The following is an 18,536-nucleotide window of genomic DNA, read 5'->3' on the forward strand; positions in this document are numbered from 1 at the left end:
CTGTCTCCTTGTTTGCCTGGAATAAAGCTCGATGAGTTACGGATACGACACGTACACGTCGGTCAGCAGATCGGCTTCCGTCGGCAGCGGTGCGGCCTTTGCCTTTACTACGGAATCGTCGATCAGCGTCTTCACATCCGCATCGATCTTGCCCAGATCGTCGGACGACAGCATCTCCGCACGCACCACGCGCTCCGCGAAACGCTTCAGGCAATCCTTCTCGTCGCGCAGCTTCTGCACTTCGCCCGGCGCGCGATACGTTTGCGCATCGCCTTCGAAGTGGCCGAAGTAACGCGACAGCTTCACTTCGACGAGCGTTGGCCCACCGCCGCCGCGCGCGCGTTCAATCGCTTCGCCTAGCGCTTCGTGCACCGCGAAGAAATCGAAACCGTCGACGATCACGCCCGGCATGCCGAAGCCGCTCGCGCGATCCGCGATGTTGTCGGACGCGACGGACCATGTCGAAGACGTGGCTTCCGCATAGCCGTTGTTCTCGGCGACGAAGATGGCCGGCAGGCGCCACACGCTCGCGAGGTTCATCGATTCGAAGATCGTCCCCTGGTTCGACGCGCCGTCGCCGAAGAAGCACACGCCCACGCCGCCCGTTTTCTTCAGCTTCGCTGCGAGCGCCGCGCCGCAGACGAGCGGACCTCCCGCGCCGACGATCCCGTTCGCGCCGAGCATGCCCTTCGACAGATCCGCGATGTGCATCGAGCCGCCCTTGCCCTTGCACACGCCTGTCTGCCGGCCGTAGATCTCGGCCATCATCCCGTGCACGTCGACGCCCTTTGCGATGCAATGGCCGTGGCCCCGGTGCGTGGTCGCCACATAGTCGCGGTCGTTCAGATGCAGCATCGTGCCGACGGCCGACGCTTCTTCGCCTGCATACAGATGCACGAAGCCGGGAATCTCGCCCGTCGCGAACTCGACGTGCAGGCGCTCTTCGAACTCGCGAATGGTGCGCATCAGCCGGTACGCTTCCAGTAGTTTTTCCCTGCTCAACTGATTTGACATGGTGTGTCTCCTTGATGATGTCGATCGTTACGGCAACGGGTGCGGATGGGCTCCGCGTGATTGATGAACTCCCTTTATTTCGTGTGTGTTTTTGCTTGCATCAGGGTTCGCATCGAAGCGCCCGCCATCTCGCGCATCAACTGACGCGACGCCGAGAAACGCAGCGTGCGGCTCACGTCGACAGTCAGCGGGCCGCTCCAGTCAAGCGAGATTTCGTAGCGGTCGTCACGCCCGATTTCGATCTCGCGCTCGCCGTCGAATGCGAGCGTGCCGCGGCGCGCGTCGATGGGCAGCCAATCGCCGGGTTCGAAGCGCTCGCAGGTCCGCATCGTCACCTGATCGATGCGGCCGGGCGCAATGGGCGCGAAGATGGGCACCCCGTCGGGAATCTCATCGGGACCACCGTCGCGCTTTGCAAAGCCATCCTCGTCGTGCAACGCGAACGTGAGATGCAAGCCGTGCGGCGCCGTGCGCTCGACAGGCGCCCACGCGCCGCCTATCGACGACAGCCCGATGCCATCGGGCGCGGCGAACGTGAGGAACAGCGACTCGATATCCGACGGCTCCGACACGGCCCGCGCGCCGACGAAGCGCTGACGGCTCACGCACACATCGACGAGCGCGATCTCTTCGCGCCCGCGATTCGGCCCCGCCACGCAACGCACGACGAGCCGCTTGTTGCGCGTCAACGCGACATCGGGCGGCACGACGCCCGACGCCACCAGTGCGCCCGCCATGCCCGCAACCGTCGCTTCGCGCATGTCGGGAAACGCGTTGTTGGTGCCAGTCGAGAGGGTAAGCAGCGGCACGCCGCCGCAATGCGCAGCCACCGCGCGATGCGTGCCGTCGCCGCCGAGCACGGCAATCAGCTCGACACCTTCGCGCACCATATGCGCGGTGCCCGTGTGCGTATCGGCGACGCTATCGGTGATGGGCAGATCGACGAATTCGACTTCGGGCCAGCGCTCGGCCGTGCCCGTCGCCTGGTGCGTGTCGATCGCGCGCAGCAGCAGCGCGGCAACGCCCGTGCGATCGCGCAGCGTCAGCACGCGATCGACGCCGAGCGCGCCGAGTCCCGCGATCAGACGCACGACCATGTTGGCCTTTTCGGCTGTCGGGAACACGGACGCGTGCGTCGTGAGGCGGCGAATGTCGCGACCCGACGCGGGGTTCGCAATCACGCCGACGGTGATGGGCGATGCCACTGGCTTGTCTCCGTTGTGTTTGTCGAGCGCGGCTTGCGGGTCGCACGCAAGGCCGATTCGTGTGACGGGCATTACTGCAACAGCTATGCCAATCGCTCGACGAACCCGCAAAGAACGCGGAGAACCTTGTGTGGCAAGGCTTGCGTGGAATGTGCGACGCGTCGACGCGCGCACTACTCGCGTCGCATGACGCGGTGCACATGACGCACATCGCGCCTCTCACCGCACTCATCGCGCGGCGACGCGACGCGCATGCATTGCGGCATCGAACGATGCGCGTCTCACGGCTGTCTCACGCATGGGTGAGACGTTCGTCTCAGGCGTCTCGCGTGCTGCAATGCAGTGTGATTGCGCGAACGGGATGTGCTACAAGAAGGTCCGGCCGAAGGCAGCACCGCAGGCACCAGCGCGATCAATCCACCCGTATCGTCCGTTATAGACGGGAGCCGACCATGCCTTACGTCTCTCAAACGCAGCACGTCGACCGCGTGCGCGGCGCCATCGAAGGCCGCCTGCCCGCGCCTGCCAATTCGTCGCGTCTCGTGTCGTCGTGGCAGCGTTCGTATGAGCAATACCAGCTCGATCCCAGTTCGGTGATCGGGCCGCGCGTGCTGACCACGTCCGAACTACGCGAAGTGCAAGGCAAGGAAGAAGCGTTTCTGCGCGCGTCGGGTCAGTGCCTCACGCGTCTGCACGACATGATCCGCGTGGCCGACTACTGCGTGATGCTCACCGACGCGCACGGCGTCACGATCGATTACCGTATCGACCGCGATCGGCGCGGCGACTTCAAGCATGCCGGTCTTTACATCGGCTCATGCTGGTCGGAACGCGAGGAAGGCACGTGCGGCGTTGCGAACGTGCTGACGGATCTCGCGCCCATCACCGTGCACAAGACCGATCATTTTCGCGCGGCGTTTACGACCCTCACGTGCAGCGCTTCGCCGATCTTCTCGCTGACGGGAGAACTGATCGGCGTGCTCGATGCGTCCGCCGTGCAATCGCCCGACAACCGCGACAGCCAGCGGCTCGTGTTTCAGCTGGTACGCCAGAGTGCCGCGCTGATCGAAGACGGCTACTTCCTCAACCAGACTGCGCAGCATTGGGTGATCTTCGGCCACCAGAGCCGCAATTTCGTCGAAGCGCAGCCGGAAGTACTGATCGCCTTCGACGAATGCGGCAACATCGCCGCGTCGAATCGCAAGGCGCAGGAATGCATCGCGGGCTTAAGCGGGCCGCGTCACGTCGACGAAATCTTCGATACGTCCGCCGTCCATCTACACGATGTCGCGCGCACCGATACGATCGTGCCGCTGCGCCTGCGCGCCACGGGCGCCGTGTTGTATGCGCGGATTCGCGCGCCGCTCAAGCGCACGTCGCGCGTCGCACCTGTCGTGTCTTCGGCGAGCGCCGTCAACGCGTCATCCGATGCGCACGCCGACACGAGCCTCGACGCCATCAGCCGCTTCCTGCACAGCCGCGACTCGCGCATCGCGCGCAATGCGGAAGTCGCGCTGCGCATCGCGGGCAAGCATCTGCCCGTGCTGATTCTCGGCGAAACGGGCGTGGGCAAGGAAGTGTTCGCGCAGGCGCTGCATGCATCGGGCGCGCGGCGCGCCAAACCGTTCGTCGCCGTGAATTGCGGCGCGATCCCCGATTCACTGATCGAAAGCGAGCTGTTCGGCTACGCGCCCGGCGCGTTCACGGGTGCGCGCAGCCGCGGCGCCCGCGGCAAGATCGCGCAGGCGAACGGCGGCACGCTGTTCCTCGATGAAATCGGCGACATGCCGCTCAATCTGCAAACGCGCCTCTTGCGTGTGCTCGCCGAAGGCGAAGTGCTGCCGCTCGGCAGCGATGCGCCCGTGCGCGTCGATATCGACGTCATCTGCGCGACGCACCGCGATCTCGCGCGCATGGTCGACGAAGGCACGTTCCGCGAAGACCTGTTCTACCGGCTGAGCGGCGCAACGCTGCACATGCCGCCGCTGCGCGAGCGCGCCGATGTGCTGGACGTCGTGCGTGCGGTGTTCGACGAAGAAGCACAAAGCGCGGGACATGTGCTCACGCTGGATGCGCGCCTTGCCGAGCGGCTTGCGCGTTTTTCGTGGCCGGGCAATATCCGGCAATTGCGCAACGTGCTGCGCTACGCGTGCGCCGTGTGCGATGCGACGCGCGTCGAATTGCGCCACGTGTCGCCCGATCTGGCGGCCTTGCTCGCGCCCGACGAAGCCGCGCCGCGTGCCGCGCTCGCCGGCCTCGATGACGAGCGCGCGCGTATTGTCGATGCGCTCACGCAGCATCACTGGCGACCGAACGCGGCAGCCGAAGCACTCGGCATGTCGCGCGCGACGCTGTACCGGCGGATTGCGAAACTGGGGATCGTCGGGCCGCATCGGAGTTGATGCGTTGAACGGCCGCGGTCAACCCGCGTTGAGCGTCGCAATCTGCTCGCCGAGCTTGCGCAGGCGCTGGCGCAATTGCGGCGGGTCGAGCACTTCGACATGACCGGCCAGACCGAGCAACTGCTCGGCGGCGTAGCCGAGTTGCTCGACGGGCAAGATCACTTCCTGCCAACCGTCCTGCGCCGAAGGCGGCGCGATCTGCGCCTGTTCGACGGCCGCCGCGCCGAGCCGGTGCAGACGCGTCATGCCTTCTGGCGAAAGCCGTAAGCGCGCGGTGTGCTTCAGCAGGCTCGTTTCGAACGAAGCAACGGCCGCGCTCCACTCGTCGCGCAGATCGAACCCTTCCGGGCGTTCGAAGGTTTCGTCGTGCACCGTGAGCTGCGTGATGCTCGACACGCGATACGTGCGCAACTGCGTGCGCACGCGCGTGACCAGGTACCATTCGCCGCCCTTGAGCACCAGCCCGAGCGGATCGCGCACGCGCACGGCCTCGTTTTCGCTGCTGGCGTTCCACGTTCGGTATTGCATCGATATGCGCTTCTGTTCCCACACGGCGCCCGCTAGCACGGTCAGCCACGGTGTCGGCGAGGGCCGCTGATACCAGCCGACGGGATCGATATGCACCCGCGAGCCGATGCGCGAGGTATCGGGCGCGGCGTCGGGCAGCGCGGTGACGAGCTTCAGTTGCGCGGCCCGCAACTGCTCCGACAGGCCGAGATCGGACGCGGCGCCCGTCAGCCCCGCAATCGACAGCGTTTCCGCTTCGGCCTTCGTAATGCCCGTCAGTTTCGCGCGATAACCGTCGAGCAATGCGAAGCCGCCGCCCGGCCCGCGATCCGCGTAAACGGGCACGCCCGCCGCGCTCAACTGGTCGATGTCGCGATACACGGTGCGGATCGACACGTTGAATTCGTCGGCGAGTGCCTGTGCGGTCACGCGGCCTTTGACCTGGAGCATCAACAGCATCGAAACGAGTCGGCTCGTCGCCAATTTTTTCGCTCCCTTCTAATTCATGACATCGGTTGTCAGTTATTGCCGAGTATAAAGGTAGTTATAGACGAAGATCTTCAGGAGTGTGCGGAATGTGCGTGACCTACGTAGTTCGCTTTCAGGTGTTGCCCGACAAGCGCTCGAACGCTTCATGTCGCTGCTCGACGGCGTACTCGACGCGATGCGCGGCGAGCGCGATTTTCGTGAGGCGGTGCTGCATCGCGATCCTGATTCGCCGTGTCGGCTGATGCTCTATGAGACGTGGGAAAGCCCTGACAACGAAAGCGAAGAGCAGATTCATCGTCCGTACCGTCGCGGCTATCACGAGGCGCTCGCCGACCTGCTGGTGCGCCCGCGCGAAGTCACGCAATGGCACACCGTGCGCGCAGACCGATGCGCCGCGCGGCTCGAATCGCGCGATGCCGAAGAACTGGCCGAGGTGCGCGCATGAGCATGCGAACGTTCGTTTCCAATGCGAGGGCGATGCCATGACGATGCAACACGTGCGACAAAACTGGTTGACAACACATCGACGTCAAGACAAACTCGAATGCATGCTGACCCTCATCACCAACGCCTACGTCATTAAAAACCGTCTGGCACGCCATCGCGGCGGGCCTATGGGAGCGTGCGTGCGTTAGTAACTGCAGCAGTCAGCGAATCGATCCCAAGGCCCCGCCGGAAACGGAAGGGGCCTTTTGTTTTGGGTAAGCCTTCCGGCCTCTGGCTCAATTGACGGAGTGCATGATGGACAAGGCTTGTCAGCAGTTCACCGATGACGAATCACTTTGCTTTGCGCGCTCACACGAAGAGCGTTTGCCGAGAGTCGTCGTCCACTTTGAAGTGCAACCTGGCGCGACGATGTCGTGGCGCGTCGATGCGAACACGGAGCTTCTCGTGCAAGGCGCGCGCGTGTGGTTGACGCGCGCGGCGTCGCCGTACGACCACTGGTTGCAGATCGGCGAGACGTTCCGGCTGCATCGCGGGGAGCGCGTCTGGATTAGTGCGGACGGCAACGTGCCGGCAAGGCTTTCGTTGACGACGCATCCCGTGGCGTTGCAAGGCAGACTGGCGCGTCTGCTGGAGCGCTGTTCTTCATTGGGCGCGGATATTTTTGCACCGCGGTCGCGGTGAGTTGTTTTTCTTTTGCTGCGCAGGGTTGGGGGTGTTTGCTTTTGCTTTCGCTGGCATCCGCGATTCGTTAGCGCGCTTCACGCGTCGCCCCTGGGCGTTTGCCTTTGCGCTGGCATCTGCGATTTGCTTTTGCTTTCGCTGGCATCCGCGAATGGTTAGCTTGCTTCAAGCGTCGCCGTTCGTGTGTTTTGAGCTTTTCGCTGGCATCCGCGTTACGTTAGCTCGCTTCAGGCGTCGCCCCTGTGCGGGGCGGCACCTACTTTTCTTTGCCGCCGCAAAGAAAAGTAGGCAAAAGAAAGCGGCTCAAACCGCCAGCTCTTCTTCTTGCCTGAGGGCCCTCAAAGGTTCTTACACTTCACGCGGCAACGCACTTGTTAATGCCCGTTGCCAACGCTTCGAACATCTGCCTCACCCGCTTCAAATATCCGTACCCAGTCAAGCGGCAGCGAATGGTATGGGCCGCCCAGGTGGCAAACTGTGTGTAGGTTGTCGCACCGCAGAACTCGGCGCTCTTACCAGAAACACCAACCTTGCTTTTCAGTCCGGAGTGATGCGTGTATAGCGCGAAAGCCGACACACAGTTTGCCACCTGGGCGGCGGTGGACTGTCTGGCGCGTCATGCAGTGACGCGGGTGTATGAAGTGGGTGAGGCGCTCAGCAAGAGCGCTGGCAACGAGCAGGAATGATGTGATTGCCGTGTGAAGGATGGGGACGTTGGGGGCCCGTGGATAAGAACATGGGCTGGCGGTGTGAGCCGCTTTCTTTTGCCTACTTTTCTTTGCGGCGGCAAAGAAAAGTAGGTGCCGCCCCGCACAGGGGCGACGCCTGAAGCGAGCTAACGTAACGCGGATGCCAGCAAAAAGCTCAAAACACACGAACGGCGACGCTTGAAGCAAGCTAACCATTCGCGGATGCCAGCGAAAGCAAAATCAAAAGCAAAACGGGGATGCCAGCGCAAAGGCTAGAACACCAAACCAAACCAAACCAAACCAAACCAGACCAACCCCATCCCCTCACTCAAACCCGCTCAATCGCAATCGCAATACCCTGCCCCACCCCAATGCACATCGTGCACAGCGCAAAACGGCCTTCCGTGCGCTGCAACTGATACATCGCCGTCGTCACAAGCCGCGCGCCGCTCATCCCGAGCGGATGCCCAAGCGCAATTGCACCACCGTTCGGATTAACGCGAGCATCATCATCAGCAACACCCAGCGCGCGCAGCACAGCAAGACCTTGCGACGCGAACGCCTCGTTCAACTCGATCACGTCGAACTGTCCGATGTTCATGTTCAGCCGCGCAAGCAACTTCTGCGTCGCCGGCGCAGGACCGATGCCCATCACGCGCGGATCGACACCCGCCGTGGCAATCCCGAGCACACGCGCACGCGGCGTCAGGCCAAAGCGCTTCGCGGTCTCCGCGTTGGCGAGCAGCAACGCCGCCGCGCCATCGTTGACGCCCGACGCGTTGCCCGCCGTCACCGTCCCGTCCGGACGCACGACGCCCTTCAGCTTCGCAAGCGCTTCAAGACTCGTCTCGCGCGGATGCTCGTCCTTCGACACAACAATTGCATCGCCCTTCTTCTGCGGGATCGTCACGGAGACGATTTCCCGCGCGAGCGTGCCGTCCTGCTGCGCGCGCGCCGCCTTCTGCTGGCTGCGCATCGCGAACGCATCCTGGTCGGCGCGGCTGACGTTGTAGTCCGTTGCGACGTTTTCGCCCGTTTCCGGCATCGAATCGACACCGTACAGCTGCTTCATCAGCGGATTGACGAAGCGCCAGCCGATCGTCGTGTCGTAGATGTCGGCCTGACGCGAAAATGCGCTCGTCGCCTTGCCCATCACGAACGGCGCGCGGCTCATGCTTTCGACGCCGCCCGCGATCATCAACCCGGCCTCGCCCGATTTGATCGCGCGCGCCGCGATGCCGACGGCATCCATGCCCGAGCCGCACAACCGGTTCACCGTCGAGCCCGGCACGTCTTTCGGCAGGCCCGCCAGCAACAGCGACATGCGCGCGACGTTGCGGTTATCTTCACCGGCCTGGTTCGCACAGCCGTAAATCACGTCGGCGACGGCGCTCCAGTCGACGTCCTTGTTGCGCTCCATCAGCGCCTTGAGCGGCACAGCGCCCAGATCGTCGGCGCGCACCGACGACAGCGAACCCGCGTAGCGGCCAATCGGCGTGCGAATCGCGTCGCACAGGAAAGCTTCCGTCATGAGATGTCTCCAGTAATGGCGGGGCCGGCGTATCGTTGAAGGCGCCAGCATCGGCGCATTGGGTAGCGCCCGAAAAAACGTGCCGATAAAGCGAAATTTGTTCTATACTCGAACAAACGATCATCTATCGAACATTTCAGGTTCGATAATAGGCGGGGCGTGGAAAGACTGTCAAGCGCGCCGGAGGGTGGGTGGGTCGTCGAAAACGGCAATAAGGTACGGCGAAAACGGCAGGAATGCGCGCTTCGCCGGGTTTTCCTGAGGCCGGTTCGCGCGCGCCACACGCCCCCGTCCACGAAGTTGGCGAATCCTGGCGCTTGCGCTATCGTCACGCCTTTCCGTAGCGTAACGACCGCTTGTCCCGACGTCCGCACGTTTCGCACCGATTTCACATAGTCCCATGAGCAAACTACCCGCCGCGTCACAAGCCGTTCCCGTCAACGAGACGGACGCCCCGGACAAACCGGGCGACTCGTACGTGCAGTCGTTCGCGCGCGGCCTCGCGGTGATTCGCGCGTTCAACGCCGAGCGGCCGGAGCAGACGCTGACGGACGTCGCGTCCGCGACGGGTCTCACGCGCGCGGGCGCGCGCCGCATTCTGCTGACGCTGCAGACGCTCGGCTATGTCGAAGCGGAAGGCCGCCTGTTTCGCCTGACGCCGAAGATTCTCGACCTCGGTTTCGCCTATCTGACGTCGATGCCGTTCTGGAATCTCGCCGAGCCATTCATGGAAGAACTGTCGGCGGAAGTTCACGAAAGCTGTTCGGCGGCCGTGCTGGACCGCACGGAAATCGTCTACGTGCTGCGCGTGCCGACCCACAAGATCATGACGATCAATCTGTCGATCGGCAGCCGCTTGCCGGCGTATTGCACATCGATGGGCCGGGTGCTGCTGTCGGCGCTCGACCCGGCGGCGCTCGACGCGATCCTCGACGCGTCACCCATCGTCGCGCACACGCCGCGCACGATCACCGACAAGGACGAGTTGAAGAAGGTGATCGCGCAGGTGCGCAGCCAGGGCTGGTCCATCGTCGATCAGGAACTGGAGGGCGGGCTGATCTCGCTGTCCGCGCCGATCCGCAACCGGCGCGGGCAGATCATCGCCGCGATGAACATCAGCGGCAACGCGCAGCGCAATTCCGCAAAACAGATGGTGAAAGCGTTTCTCGAGCCGTTGCAGAAAGCCGCGCAGTCGGTGTCGAACATGGTCGCGTTGCGCGGCTGAGGCCGCTCGATGCCTGTGGGCGCACCGCGCCTGCTCTCAACGCACCCGATCAACGGCCCAGATAGCGCTCCACGAGACGCGCCCAATACGCCGCTCCGACGGGCAGATTGCGGTCGTTGAAATCGTAGTGCGGGTTGTGCACCATGCAGCCGTCTTCGCCGACGCCATTGCCCAAGCGCAGGAACGAACCCGGCCGCTGTTCGAGCATGAACGCGAAATCCTCGCTGCCCATCAGGATATCCGCGTTCGGCTCGACGTTCTCCGCGCCGACCAGTTCGCGCGCCACCTCGATCGCGAACTCCGTTTCCGCGTCCGTGTTCACGACGACGGGATAGCCCTCGACATACTCGACGTGCGCCTTGCCGCCATAACTCGCGGCTTGGCTCTCCGCCAGCTCCGTAATGCGCTGTTTCAACAGCGCGCGGACTTCCGGGCTGAACGAGCGCACGCTCAATTCGAGCTTCGCGCTCGACGGAATCACGTTGTTCGCCACGCCCGAGTGCATCGTGCCGACCGTCACCACGGCGGGCTGCGAAGGGTTCACATTGCGCGCGACGATGGTCTGCAGCGCCATCACGATGCTCGACGCGATCACGATGGGATCGACGGTCAGATGCGGGCGCGCCGCGTGGCCGCCGACGCCTTCGATCGTGATCGTCGCCTTGTCGCCCGCCGCCATGAACGCGCCCTTGCGGAACAGAAACTTGCCCGGCTCCGCGCCCGGATGGTTATGCACGCCGAACACGGCGTCGCACGGAAAACGCTCGAACAGGCCGTCTTCGATCATCTTCTTCGCGCCGCTGTCGATGCCGCTTTCCTCAGCCGGCTGAAAATACAGATGCACGGTGCCGGAAAAACGGCGGGTGCTCGCGAGATGCTGCGCGGCGCCGAGCAGCATCGTCGTGTGGCCGTCGTGACCGCAAGCGTGCATCTTGCCGTGCGTGCCGCTCGCGTACGGCAGCCCCGTCTGCTCGGTGATGGGCAGCGCGTCCATATCCGCGCGCAGGCCGATGCTGCGCGTCCCGTCGCCCGCCTTCAAGGTGCCGACCACGCCCGTCTTGCCGACCCCGCGCGTCACCTGCCAGCCCCACGCTTCCAGCTTTTCCGCGACGAGCGCCGCCGTCGCGACCTCTTCGTACGCGAGTTCCGGATGGTGGTGAATGTGATGGCGAATCTCGCGCAGCGCGGCGGCGGCGGGTTCCAGGTCGGTGATTTCGGTAAGACGGGTGGCGTCGGTCATCAGGTGAACTCCGGGGTTTGCCCACTGCGTCTTGCGCGCAGCGTTAAAACCGCAAACTATAGCAACGCGCGGCTGTGCCCGTAAGACGACCACATCTTGAGCTTACTTGACGCTTTCACTCGAAGCGGGCTCGGCGGCATGCTTCCCGTCATGCGTGTGTGCGAAGCCCTTCAGCACGTTGACGAACGCGAGGCCTGCTTCTTCCAGCGAGCCGGAGTTGTCGATATGCGTCAGATGCGCGCCGTCGGGCAGCGCGAACGGCGCCTGACGCGCGAGGCGTGCCGAAACCTGCTCTTGCGTTTCGCGCCCGCGCGCCGACAGACGTGCCGCAAGAATATGCGGCGCCGCGTGGATATGCACGACTTCGAGATACCGATAGCGCTTCAAGGCGCGCGACAGATACGCGCGCGAGCCATTGACGACGACCGTGCAACCGCGCGCGAGCCAGGCATCGATCTCGATGCCGATGCCATAGTGCAATTCGTGACTCGACCATTCGAGCGCAAAGAGCCCCTGCGCCGAGCGTGCCTCGAACTCGGCGCGGGTCAGCGCGATGTGATTTTCGTTATGCCCTGTCTCGCGCGTGATGTAGCGATGCGCGAACACGACGGACGTGCCCGCGACATGCTCGCGCGCGAAATGCAGCAACGAGTCCTTGCCCGCGCCCGATGGGCCGACCACATAGATCAAGCGGCCTTTCATGCGTTCCCCCGTCCTCCGTTCGCCGTGAACGCGAGCCGTTGCCACAACATAAACGGCTCGCCCGGCGCAGGCTCGACGAAGATCGATGCGCCGTCGATCGTCAACGGTCCGAGACGCTGCGCCTCACGATGCCACCATTCGACGATCGTGGCGCGATCAGCGGCGTTGTCGAGCGAATTGGACACCGTCATGTGAAAGCGAAACTCGTCGAGCACATACGGATATCCCCATTCGACGAGCAATTCGCGTTGACGTTCCGTGAGCGGCGCTGCCATGCGTTTTGCAATATCCGCTCTGGATGGCGCGACGCGCAGTGGCGTGAAGGTGCGCAAGGCATCGGCGGCGAGCGCGCGCATCTGTCCGTCGCCGGATGGCGTGGCAGGACGCAAGGCCACGAAGTCGCCCAGCGTCGCCGCTTCGACGGCCAATGCAAACGGCACCTGCGTTTGCGCCCAGTTTTCCGATACTTCGAGCAGATCGGCGACGCTCACATGCTCGGCGAGATGAAACGGCGCGACCAGTGTGCCGTGCCAGCCGTAACGGCGCGGCGAGGCCGTCAGTTGCGCGAGCGGTTGCGACAGCGCGGGCGCGTCATGCGGAACGAGTGATGTACCGCTTTCGGCATCGCGTGCGAGCCATGTCGAACCGGCGTCCCACCAGCCCGACGCACGCGCCGGCGCGTAATAGATTGCGAAGCGCGCCTGTGCGCTCCACGCATGCTGGATCGCCGCACTCATACGTCGTGCTCCACCATCAGTTGCACGCGGTCGGCGGCGAAGTGCGTGAAGCCGTATTTGATCGGCGTGCCTTCCGTATCGACATCGACGTTCTCGACCCACAACACCGGCTGCTGCCGGTTGATGCCCAGACGCCGTGCAACTTCCGGCTCGGGCAGCACGCTGCCGATACGGCTCCACTTGCGCAGATAGTCGGTCACGCCGTACTCGGCCATCGCCTTCGTCATGCCGCCCACGCGTTCGAGCACATCGGGCAGATCGGCGAAGCGCGCGGCCGGATAGAAGTTGCGCGCATACGTGAGCGGCACGCTGTCCGCTTCATGCAGCGACTCGATGCGATAGACGAATGCGCCCGCGCGAAGTCCCAGCGCCTTTGCGACAGTCGGATCGGCCTTCACGCGCGCCGCCGACAGCATCGTGCCCGCCGCCGAATGATGTTGCTGACGCAGGTTTTCGGTGAAGCGCGTGCGACGGCCGATCGTGTAATCGATCGCGCCCGGCTGCACGAACGTGCCGCGCCCCTGCTCGACGCTGACGAGTCCTTGAGCCGCAAGACCCAGCATCGCGCGGCGGACCGTATGGCGGTTCACGTCGAAGCGTTTCGCCAGCTCGCCCTCGCTCGGCAAACGTCCATCTTCGCCGAAGCCGCTTGCGGCGATCTCCTTCGCGAGTATCTGCTCGATCTGCCGCCACACGGCGACGCCCGCTCCCCGCTCTAGCATCGTGCCCGGCGCTGCGCCGTCGTTCGATGTCATGGTGCTGTCATTCCCTTCGGTTCAAATAAGCGTTCTGTGCATTGTAGTCCGCAAGCCGTGGCGGAAATATGAAACCGCGCCTTCTGTCACGAGCCAGCGACAGTTTAACTCTAAACGTCTAGACGTTTAGATGAATAGATGCTCAAATGTCTGGACTCGCCGTAGACCATTCCTCTCCAGGACACCGCCAGGAAACCCGATGAGCGCCGCCTCCCCTCCTTCAGCCGACTCCCCCGCTTCCACCCATCCTGCCCGCCGCGCGTGGATGGCCGTCATGGCCCGCTCCGCGCGCGCCGATCTCGAAGCCGCGCTGACCCGCGCGATGGAAGGCCTGCCGCTTCCCGCATTCGACTGGCTGCGTCCGCCCGAGATCGGGCTGGCGATGGTGCGCGGGCGCATCGGCGGCACGGGCGACGCGTTCAACCTCGGCGAAGCGACCGTGACGCGCGCGACGCTGCGTTTGCGCGACGAACGGGATGAAGGCACCACCGTCGGCGTCGCATGTCATCTGGGCCGCGACCGCCGCCGCGCCGAACTCGCTGCTATCGCAGACGCACTGCTGCAAACGCCGCAGCACCACGCACGCTTGCAAGCGCAACTGATTGCGCCGCTCGCCTCGCAACTCGTCGCGCAACACGCGCAACGCAGACAAGACGCTGCATCGACGCGCGTCGAATTCTTCACGATGGTCCGAGGCGACTAATGAACACTTCCGCTCAATCCCCGCAGATCGCGCTGTCGACGCTGACGCCGGGCTTCGCCGATCCCGTGCACGACACGCAATCCGTGTTCCGCGCGCTGCTCGACGCGCTGTCGCGTCCGGGCAAGCCCGGCACGATCGACAATGTACTGCCGGCATCGCGCAGCGACGCGCGCAACACGCTGCCGCACGCGCGCGCCGATCTCGCCGCCTTCGCCGCGCTGCTCGCGCTGTGCGACTACTCGACGCCCGTGTGGCTCGCCCAACCCGACGCCGTGCTCGGTTCCGCCTTGCGCTTTCACACGGGCGCGCCGCTCGTCGACGAACCGCAAGATGCCGCGTTCGCGTACGTGCACGACGCGAGCACGCTGCCGCCGCTGTCATGCTTCGCGCTCGGCGAACCTGAGACACCGGAGCAATCGGTGACGCTGATCGTGCGCGTCGATTCGTTGACGCAAGGCTCGCCCGTCGTCTTGCGCGGCCCCGGCATCGAACACACGCATACGATCTCACCCGCCGGCCTGCCCGAGCGCTTCTGGCGCGAGCGTGCGGAACTCGCGCCGCTCTTTCCGTGCGGCATCGACTGTTATCTCGTCTGCGGCGACACGCTGATCGGCCTGCCGCGCACGACTCACGTGGAGCTGAACTAATGTACGTTGCCGTCAAAGGTGGAGAGCGCGCGATCGAAGCATCGTGGCGCCTGCTCGACAAGGCGCGCCGTGGCGACACGCAGTTCGCCGAATTGAGCGTCGCGCAAATTCGCACGCAGTTGCGACTGGCCGTCGCGCGCGTGATGACGGAAGGTTCCGTCTACGACGAAGAGCTTGCGGCGCTGGCAATCAAGCAGGCTGCGGGCGATCTCGTCGAAGCGATCTTCCTGCTGCGCGCGTATCGCACGACGCTGCCGCGTTTCGGCTATACGCAGCCCGTCGATACGGAAGACATGCGGGTCGAGCGGCGCATCTCCGCGACCTTCAAGGACGTGCCCGGAGGCCAGATGCTCGGCGCGACGTACGACTACACGCAACGTCTGCTCGATTTCACATTGCTGGCCGAAGGCAATGACGACAGCGCACTATCGGCGAAACGCACGGAATCCGCCGCGCAGGAAGCCATGCCGCGCGTCGTGTCGCTGCTCGACAAGGAAGGCTTGATCGAACAGGAACGCGTCACGCAAGACGCGCCGGAACCCCGCGACTTGACGCGCGAGCCGATAGCGTTCCCCGCGAATCGCGCCACGCGTTTGCAAAACCTCGCGCGCGGCGACGAAGGCTTTTTGCTCGCGATGGGCTATGCAACACAACGCGGTTACGCGCACTCGCATCCGTTCGCAGGCGAAATCCGCTTCGGCACGGTCGCAGTCGAAATGGAACTCGATGAACTCGGCGAAGCCGTCGAGATCGGCGAGATCGACGTAACGGAATGCCAGATGATCAACCAGTTCGCGGGCAGCACCGAAGTGCCGCCGACCTTCACGCAGGGCTACGGTCTGGCATTCGGTCATTCGGAACGCAAGGCGATGGCGATGGCGCTGGTCGATCGCGCGCTGCGTGCCGAAGAACTCGGTGAAACGATCGGCTCCCCGACGCAGGACGTCGAATTCATGCTGTCGCATAGCGATAACGTCGAAGCGTCGGGCTTCGTGCAGCATCTGAAGCTGCCGCATTACGTCGACTTTCAGTCCGAACTCGAACTCGTGCGGCGGCTGCGCGCAAAGCATGCGTCACGCGAAGACCACGACAACGAGGAGCAAGCCGCATGAACGCGCCCGACACGACGATGCAAACGGCCGCGCACGACAGCGCCGCCGAAGGCTACAACTTCGCGTATCTCGACGAACAGACCAAGCGCATGATCCGCCGCGCGCTGTTGAAGGCCGTGGCCGTGCCGGGCTATCAGGTGCCGTTCGCGTCGCGCGAAATGCCGTTGCCGTATGGCTGGGGCACGGGCGGCATTCAGGTGACGGCGTCGATCATCGGGCGTGACGACACGCTGAAGGTGATCGACCAGGGCTCCGACGAAACCACCAACGCCGTGAACATTCGCCGTTTCTTCGCGCGCACCGCGGGTGTGAACACCACTCGCAAGACCAGCGAAGCGACCATCGTGCAGACGCGTCACCGCATTCCCGAAACGCCGCTCACGGACAAGCAGATTCTCGTCTATCAGGTGCCGATGCCCGAGCCGCTCTATCGGCTGGAGCCGCGCGCGGCGGAATGCAAGAAGCTGCATGCGCTTGCGGATTATGGGCTCATCAGCGTGAAGCTGTACGAAGACATCGTGCATCACGGCAGCATCGCGACCACGTACGACTACCCGGTAATCGTCAATGGCCGCTATCTTGCGTCGCCGTCGCCGATCCCGAAGTACGACAACCCGAAGATGCACATGAACGCCGCGCTGCAACTGTTCGGCGCGGGACGCGAACAGCGCATCCACGCAATTCCGCCGTACACGCCCGTCAAAAGCCTCGATTTCGACGACCATCCATTCGAAGTGCAGCGCTGGGAGCATGCATGCGCGCTGTGTGGATCGAAGGAAAGCTTTCTCGACGAAATGATCGTCGACGATGCGGGCAAGCGCATGTTCGTGTGCTCGGACAGCGATTACTGCCACGACCGGCGCGAACAGCAAGGCACTGAAAGCAACACAGGAGAAAGCGCATGACGCCGCTTCTGAGCGCCCGCGCGCTCACCAAACAGTACGGCGGCCGCAACGGTTGCCGCAACGTCAGCTTCGATCTGTATCCGGGCGAAGTGCTGTGCATCGTCGGCGAATCGGGTTCGGGTAAAACGACGCTGCTGAACACGCTCGCGCTGCGCAATGCCGCCGATTCCGGCACCCTGCACTATGCAAGCGCGCACGGCGAAACGCTCGATCTGCTCGCGCTGTCCGAGCCGCGCAAGCGTCTTTTGATGCGCACCGAGTGGGGCTTCGTGCAGCAGAATCCGCGCGACGGATTGCGCAACGCCGTGTCGGCGGGGGCGAATATCGGCGAGCCGTTGATGGCCGTCGGCGCGCGCCACTACGGCAAGATTCGCGACACGGCCACGCAATGGATGGCGCGTGTCGAACTCGATACCGCGCGTATCGACGAACTGCCTTCGGCGTTTTCGGGTGGCATGCAGCAGCGTCTGCAGATTGCGCGCAATCTCGTCATCGGGCCGCGCCTCGTGTTCATGGACGAGCCCACGGCGGGTCTCGACGTATCCGTCCAGGCGCGTCTGCTCGATCTGCTGCGCACGCTGACGTCGACGCTGCATCTGTCCGTGCTGATCGTCACGCACGATATCGGCGTGGCGCGTCTGCTCGCGCATCGGCTGATGGTGATGCAAGGCGGCGAAGTGGTCGAAGCGGGTCTCACGGATCAGGTGCTCGACGATCCGCAGCATCCGTACACGCAGACGCTGGTTTCCTCCGTTCTTCCCGTTTGAGGTCTCACGCGATGCCAACCTCCATCGAAACATCGTTCATCGACAACGACGCGCTGATGCTGCGCGCCGTCGGTATCGGCAAGACCTTCACGCTGCACGGTCAGGGCGGCGTGCAGATCGACGCGCTCGCGGGCGTGTCGCTCGACGTCCAACGCGGCGAGTGCGTCGTGCTGGTCGGGCCGTCGGGCGCGGGCAAGAGCACGTTCTTGCGCTGCCTGTACGGCAACTATCTGGCGAGCACGGGCACGATCGCGATTCGCGACGACGCACAGCAAGCCCGACATCTGTCGATCACGGGCGCGGAACCGCGCGACGTACTGCATTTGCGGCGCGGCGTAGTCGGCTACGTGAGCCAGTTTCTGCGCGTGATTCCGCGCGTGAGCACACTCGATCTCGTCGCCGAGCCTTTGCTGTCGCGCGGCGTCGATGCAGATGAAGCCCATGCACGCGCCGCCGCGCTGCTCGCGCGGCTCAACGTGCCCGAGCGTTTGTGGCCGCTCGCGCCCGCCACCTTTTCGGGCGGCGAGCAGCAGCGCGTGAACATCGCTCGCGGTTTGATCGCGGGGCATCCCGTGTTGCTGCTCGACGAGCCGACCGCGTCGCTCGATGCCGAGAACCGCGACATCGTCGCTGATCTGATCGTCGAGGCGCGCGAGCGCGGCGCGGCGATCGTCGGCATCTTTCACGACGAAGATACGCGCGCGAAAGTCGCCACACGCAGGCTGGAATTGACGCCACCGCTGCGTCGCACAACGGCATTACACTGATATCGATCCGA

At 64.1% G+C, this 18,536-nt stretch carries 18 protein-coding genes; 10 read left to right on the top strand and 8 right to left on the bottom strand.

The window, feature by feature from the left end:
• Nucleotides 1-36: 36 nt before the first annotated feature.
• Complete coding sequence (locus tag C2L66_RS26490) at nt 37-1,014, bottom strand: thiamine pyrophosphate-dependent dehydrogenase E1 component subunit alpha (RefSeq protein ID WP_054933738.1); 978 nt, start codon at nt 1,012-1,014, stop codon at nt 37-39.
• A gap of 74 nt (nt 1,015-1,088) precedes the next feature.
• On the bottom strand, nt 1,089-2,219 hold the full coding sequence (locus C2L66_RS26495) for an ATP-NAD kinase family protein (RefSeq protein WP_060607148.1): 1,131 nt from the start codon (nt 2,217-2,219) through the stop codon (nt 1,089-1,091).
• Between the two features lie 452 nt (nt 2,220-2,671).
• On the opposite strand from C2L66_RS26495, the gene C2L66_RS26500 reads away from it, so the two are divergent.
• A complete protein-coding gene (locus tag C2L66_RS26500; protein ID WP_054933736.1) occupies nt 2,672-4,621 on the top strand; it encodes a sigma-54-dependent Fis family transcriptional regulator in 1,950 nt (649 codons plus the stop codon).
• A gap of 18 nt (nt 4,622-4,639) precedes the next feature.
• Here C2L66_RS26500 and C2L66_RS26505 read toward each other — a convergent pair whose 3' ends face one another.
• Nucleotides 4,640-5,611 (bottom strand): helix-turn-helix transcriptional regulator, encoded by a 972-nt coding sequence (locus tag C2L66_RS26505; protein ID WP_060605480.1) that lies wholly within the window; start codon nt 5,609-5,611, stop codon nt 4,640-4,642.
• Between the two features lie 151 nt (nt 5,612-5,762).
• On the opposite strand from C2L66_RS26505, the gene C2L66_RS26510 reads away from it, so the two are divergent.
• Complete coding sequence (locus tag C2L66_RS26510; protein ID WP_233444983.1) at nt 5,763-6,062, top strand: putative quinol monooxygenase; 300 nt, start codon at nt 5,763-5,765, stop codon at nt 6,060-6,062.
• A 296-nt stretch (nt 6,063-6,358) separates the two neighbouring features.
• The gene (locus tag C2L66_RS26515) at nt 6,359-6,745 is read left to right on the top strand and encodes a DUF2917 domain-containing protein (RefSeq protein WP_054933733.1); all 387 of its coding nucleotides are present in this window, start codon (nt 6,359-6,361) and stop codon (nt 6,743-6,745) included.
• Nucleotides 6,746-7,762: 1,017 nt separating this feature from the next.
• Here C2L66_RS26515 and pcaF read toward each other — a convergent pair.
• Nucleotides 7,763-8,965: a 3-oxoadipyl-CoA thiolase gene (gene pcaF, locus C2L66_RS26520; protein WP_060605477.1), complete on the bottom strand. Its 1,203-nt coding sequence runs from the start codon at nt 8,963-8,965 to the stop codon at nt 7,763-7,765.
• A gap of 400 nt (nt 8,966-9,365) precedes the next feature.
• Here pcaF and C2L66_RS26525 point away from each other — a divergent pair, with 400 nt between their 5' ends.
• Nucleotides 9,366-10,190, top strand: a complete 825-nt coding sequence (locus C2L66_RS26525; protein WP_060605474.1) for an IclR family transcriptional regulator — start codon at nt 9,366-9,368, stop codon at nt 10,188-10,190.
• 49 nt (nt 10,191-10,239) lie between these two features.
• On the opposite strand, the gene C2L66_RS26530 is transcribed toward C2L66_RS26525, so the two are convergent.
• From C2L66_RS26530 to phnF, 4 genes are all read right to left on the bottom strand, one after another.
• Nucleotides 10,240-11,430 carry a M20 aminoacylase family protein gene (locus C2L66_RS26530; RefSeq protein WP_054933724.1) on the bottom strand — a complete coding sequence of 397 codons (1,191 nt, stop codon included), beginning with the start codon at nt 11,428-11,430 and terminating at the stop codon, nt 10,240-10,242.
• A gap of 102 nt (nt 11,431-11,532) precedes the next feature.
• Nucleotides 11,533-12,132, bottom strand: a complete 600-nt coding sequence (phnN, locus tag C2L66_RS26535) for a phosphonate metabolism protein/1,5-bisphosphokinase (PRPP-forming) PhnN (protein ID WP_060605471.1) — start codon at nt 12,130-12,132, stop codon at nt 11,533-11,535.
• Nucleotides 12,129-12,869: a DUF1045 domain-containing protein gene (locus C2L66_RS26540; protein ID WP_060605468.1), complete on the bottom strand. Its 741-nt coding sequence runs from the start codon at nt 12,867-12,869 to the stop codon at nt 12,129-12,131. The genes phnN and C2L66_RS26540 overlap by 4 nt, the downstream gene beginning before the upstream one ends.
• Nucleotides 12,866-13,624, bottom strand: a complete 759-nt coding sequence (phnF, locus tag C2L66_RS26545; RefSeq protein ID WP_060605465.1) for a phosphonate metabolism transcriptional regulator PhnF — start codon at nt 13,622-13,624, stop codon at nt 12,866-12,868. The genes C2L66_RS26540 and phnF overlap by 4 nt, the downstream gene beginning before the upstream one ends.
• Nucleotides 13,625-13,823: 199 nt before the next feature.
• Here phnF and phnG point away from each other — a divergent pair, with 199 nt between their 5' ends.
• The 6 genes from phnG to phnL are packed head-to-tail and all read left to right on the top strand — an operon-like array spanning nt 13,824 to nt 18,525.
• Entirely contained in the window at nt 13,824-14,327 is a 504-nt protein-coding gene (gene phnG / locus C2L66_RS26550; RefSeq protein ID WP_060605461.1) for a phosphonate C-P lyase system protein PhnG, read from the top strand.
• Nucleotides 14,327-14,974 (top strand): phosphonate C-P lyase system protein PhnH, encoded by a 648-nt coding sequence (gene phnH / locus C2L66_RS26555; protein ID WP_054933719.1) that lies wholly within the window; start codon nt 14,327-14,329, stop codon nt 14,972-14,974. Before phnG ends, phnH begins: the two co-directional genes overlap by 1 nt.
• Nucleotides 14,974-16,086: a carbon-phosphorus lyase complex subunit PhnI gene (locus tag C2L66_RS26560; RefSeq protein ID WP_060605457.1), complete on the top strand. Its 1,113-nt coding sequence runs from the start codon at nt 14,974-14,976 to the stop codon at nt 16,084-16,086. The genes phnH and C2L66_RS26560 overlap by 1 nt, the downstream gene beginning before the upstream one ends.
• On the top strand, nt 16,083-16,991 hold the full coding sequence (locus C2L66_RS26565) for an alpha-D-ribose 1-methylphosphonate 5-phosphate C-P-lyase PhnJ (RefSeq protein WP_060605454.1): 909 nt from the start codon (nt 16,083-16,085) through the stop codon (nt 16,989-16,991). Before C2L66_RS26560 ends, C2L66_RS26565 begins: the two co-directional genes overlap by 4 nt.
• A complete protein-coding gene (gene phnK / locus C2L66_RS26570; protein ID WP_060605451.1) occupies nt 16,988-17,758 on the top strand; it encodes a phosphonate C-P lyase system protein PhnK in 771 nt (256 codons plus the stop codon). The genes C2L66_RS26565 and phnK overlap by 4 nt, the downstream gene beginning before the upstream one ends.
• Before the next feature lie 11 nt (nt 17,759-17,769).
• Nucleotides 17,770-18,525 carry a phosphonate C-P lyase system protein PhnL gene (gene phnL, locus C2L66_RS26575; protein WP_054933715.1) on the top strand — a complete coding sequence of 252 codons (756 nt, stop codon included), beginning with the start codon at nt 17,770-17,772 and terminating at the stop codon, nt 18,523-18,525.
• Nucleotides 18,526-18,536: the final 11 nt, after the last annotated feature.

It is taken from the genome of Paraburkholderia caribensis, from assembly GCF_002902945.1.
Taxonomy (GTDB): Bacteria; Pseudomonadota; Gammaproteobacteria; order Burkholderiales; family Burkholderiaceae; genus Paraburkholderia; species Paraburkholderia caribensis.

What these genes read in the sequence shown, in the direction of transcription:
- phnN (WP_060605471.1), bottom strand. Translation starts at nt 12,132, where the DNA reads ATGAAAGGCCGCTTGATCTATGTGGTCGGCCCATCGGGCGCGGGCAAG.
- C2L66_RS26540 (WP_060605468.1), bottom strand. Translation starts at nt 12,869, where the DNA reads ATGAGTGCGGCGATCCAGCATGCGTGGAGCGCACAGGCGCGCTTCGCA.
- pcaF (WP_060605477.1), bottom strand. Translation starts at nt 8,965, where the DNA reads ATGACGGAAGCTTTCCTGTGCGACGCGATTCGCACGCCGATTGGCCGC.
- C2L66_RS26500 (WP_054933736.1), top strand. Translation starts at nt 2,672, where the DNA reads ATGCCTTACGTCTCTCAAACGCAGCACGTCGACCGCGTGCGCGGCGCC.
- phnH (WP_054933719.1), top strand. Translation starts at nt 14,327, where the DNA reads ATGAACACTTCCGCTCAATCCCCGCAGATCGCGCTGTCGACGCTGACG.
- phnF (WP_060605465.1), bottom strand. Translation starts at nt 13,624, where the DNA reads ATGACATCGAACGACGGCGCAGCGCCGGGCACGATGCTAGAGCGGGGA.
- C2L66_RS26525 (WP_060605474.1), top strand. Translation starts at nt 9,366, where the DNA reads ATGAGCAAACTACCCGCCGCGTCACAAGCCGTTCCCGTCAACGAGACG.
- C2L66_RS26515 (WP_054933733.1), top strand. Translation starts at nt 6,359, where the DNA reads ATGGACAAGGCTTGTCAGCAGTTCACCGATGACGAATCACTTTGCTTT.
- phnL (WP_054933715.1), top strand. Translation starts at nt 17,770, where the DNA reads ATGCCAACCTCCATCGAAACATCGTTCATCGACAACGACGCGCTGATG.
- phnG (WP_060605461.1), top strand. Translation starts at nt 13,824, where the DNA reads ATGAGCGCCGCCTCCCCTCCTTCAGCCGACTCCCCCGCTTCCACCCAT.
- C2L66_RS26565 (WP_060605454.1), top strand. Translation starts at nt 16,083, where the DNA reads ATGAACGCGCCCGACACGACGATGCAAACGGCCGCGCACGACAGCGCC.
- C2L66_RS26560 (WP_060605457.1), top strand. Translation starts at nt 14,974, where the DNA reads ATGTACGTTGCCGTCAAAGGTGGAGAGCGCGCGATCGAAGCATCGTGG.
- C2L66_RS26490 (WP_054933738.1), bottom strand. Translation starts at nt 1,014, where the DNA reads ATGTCAAATCAGTTGAGCAGGGAAAAACTACTGGAAGCGTACCGGCTG.
- C2L66_RS26530 (WP_054933724.1), bottom strand. Translation starts at nt 11,430, where the DNA reads ATGACCGACGCCACCCGTCTTACCGAAATCACCGACCTGGAACCCGCC.
- C2L66_RS26510 (WP_233444983.1), top strand. Translation starts at nt 5,763, where the DNA reads ATGTCGCTGCTCGACGGCGTACTCGACGCGATGCGCGGCGAGCGCGAT.
- phnK (WP_060605451.1), top strand. Translation starts at nt 16,988, where the DNA reads ATGACGCCGCTTCTGAGCGCCCGCGCGCTCACCAAACAGTACGGCGGC.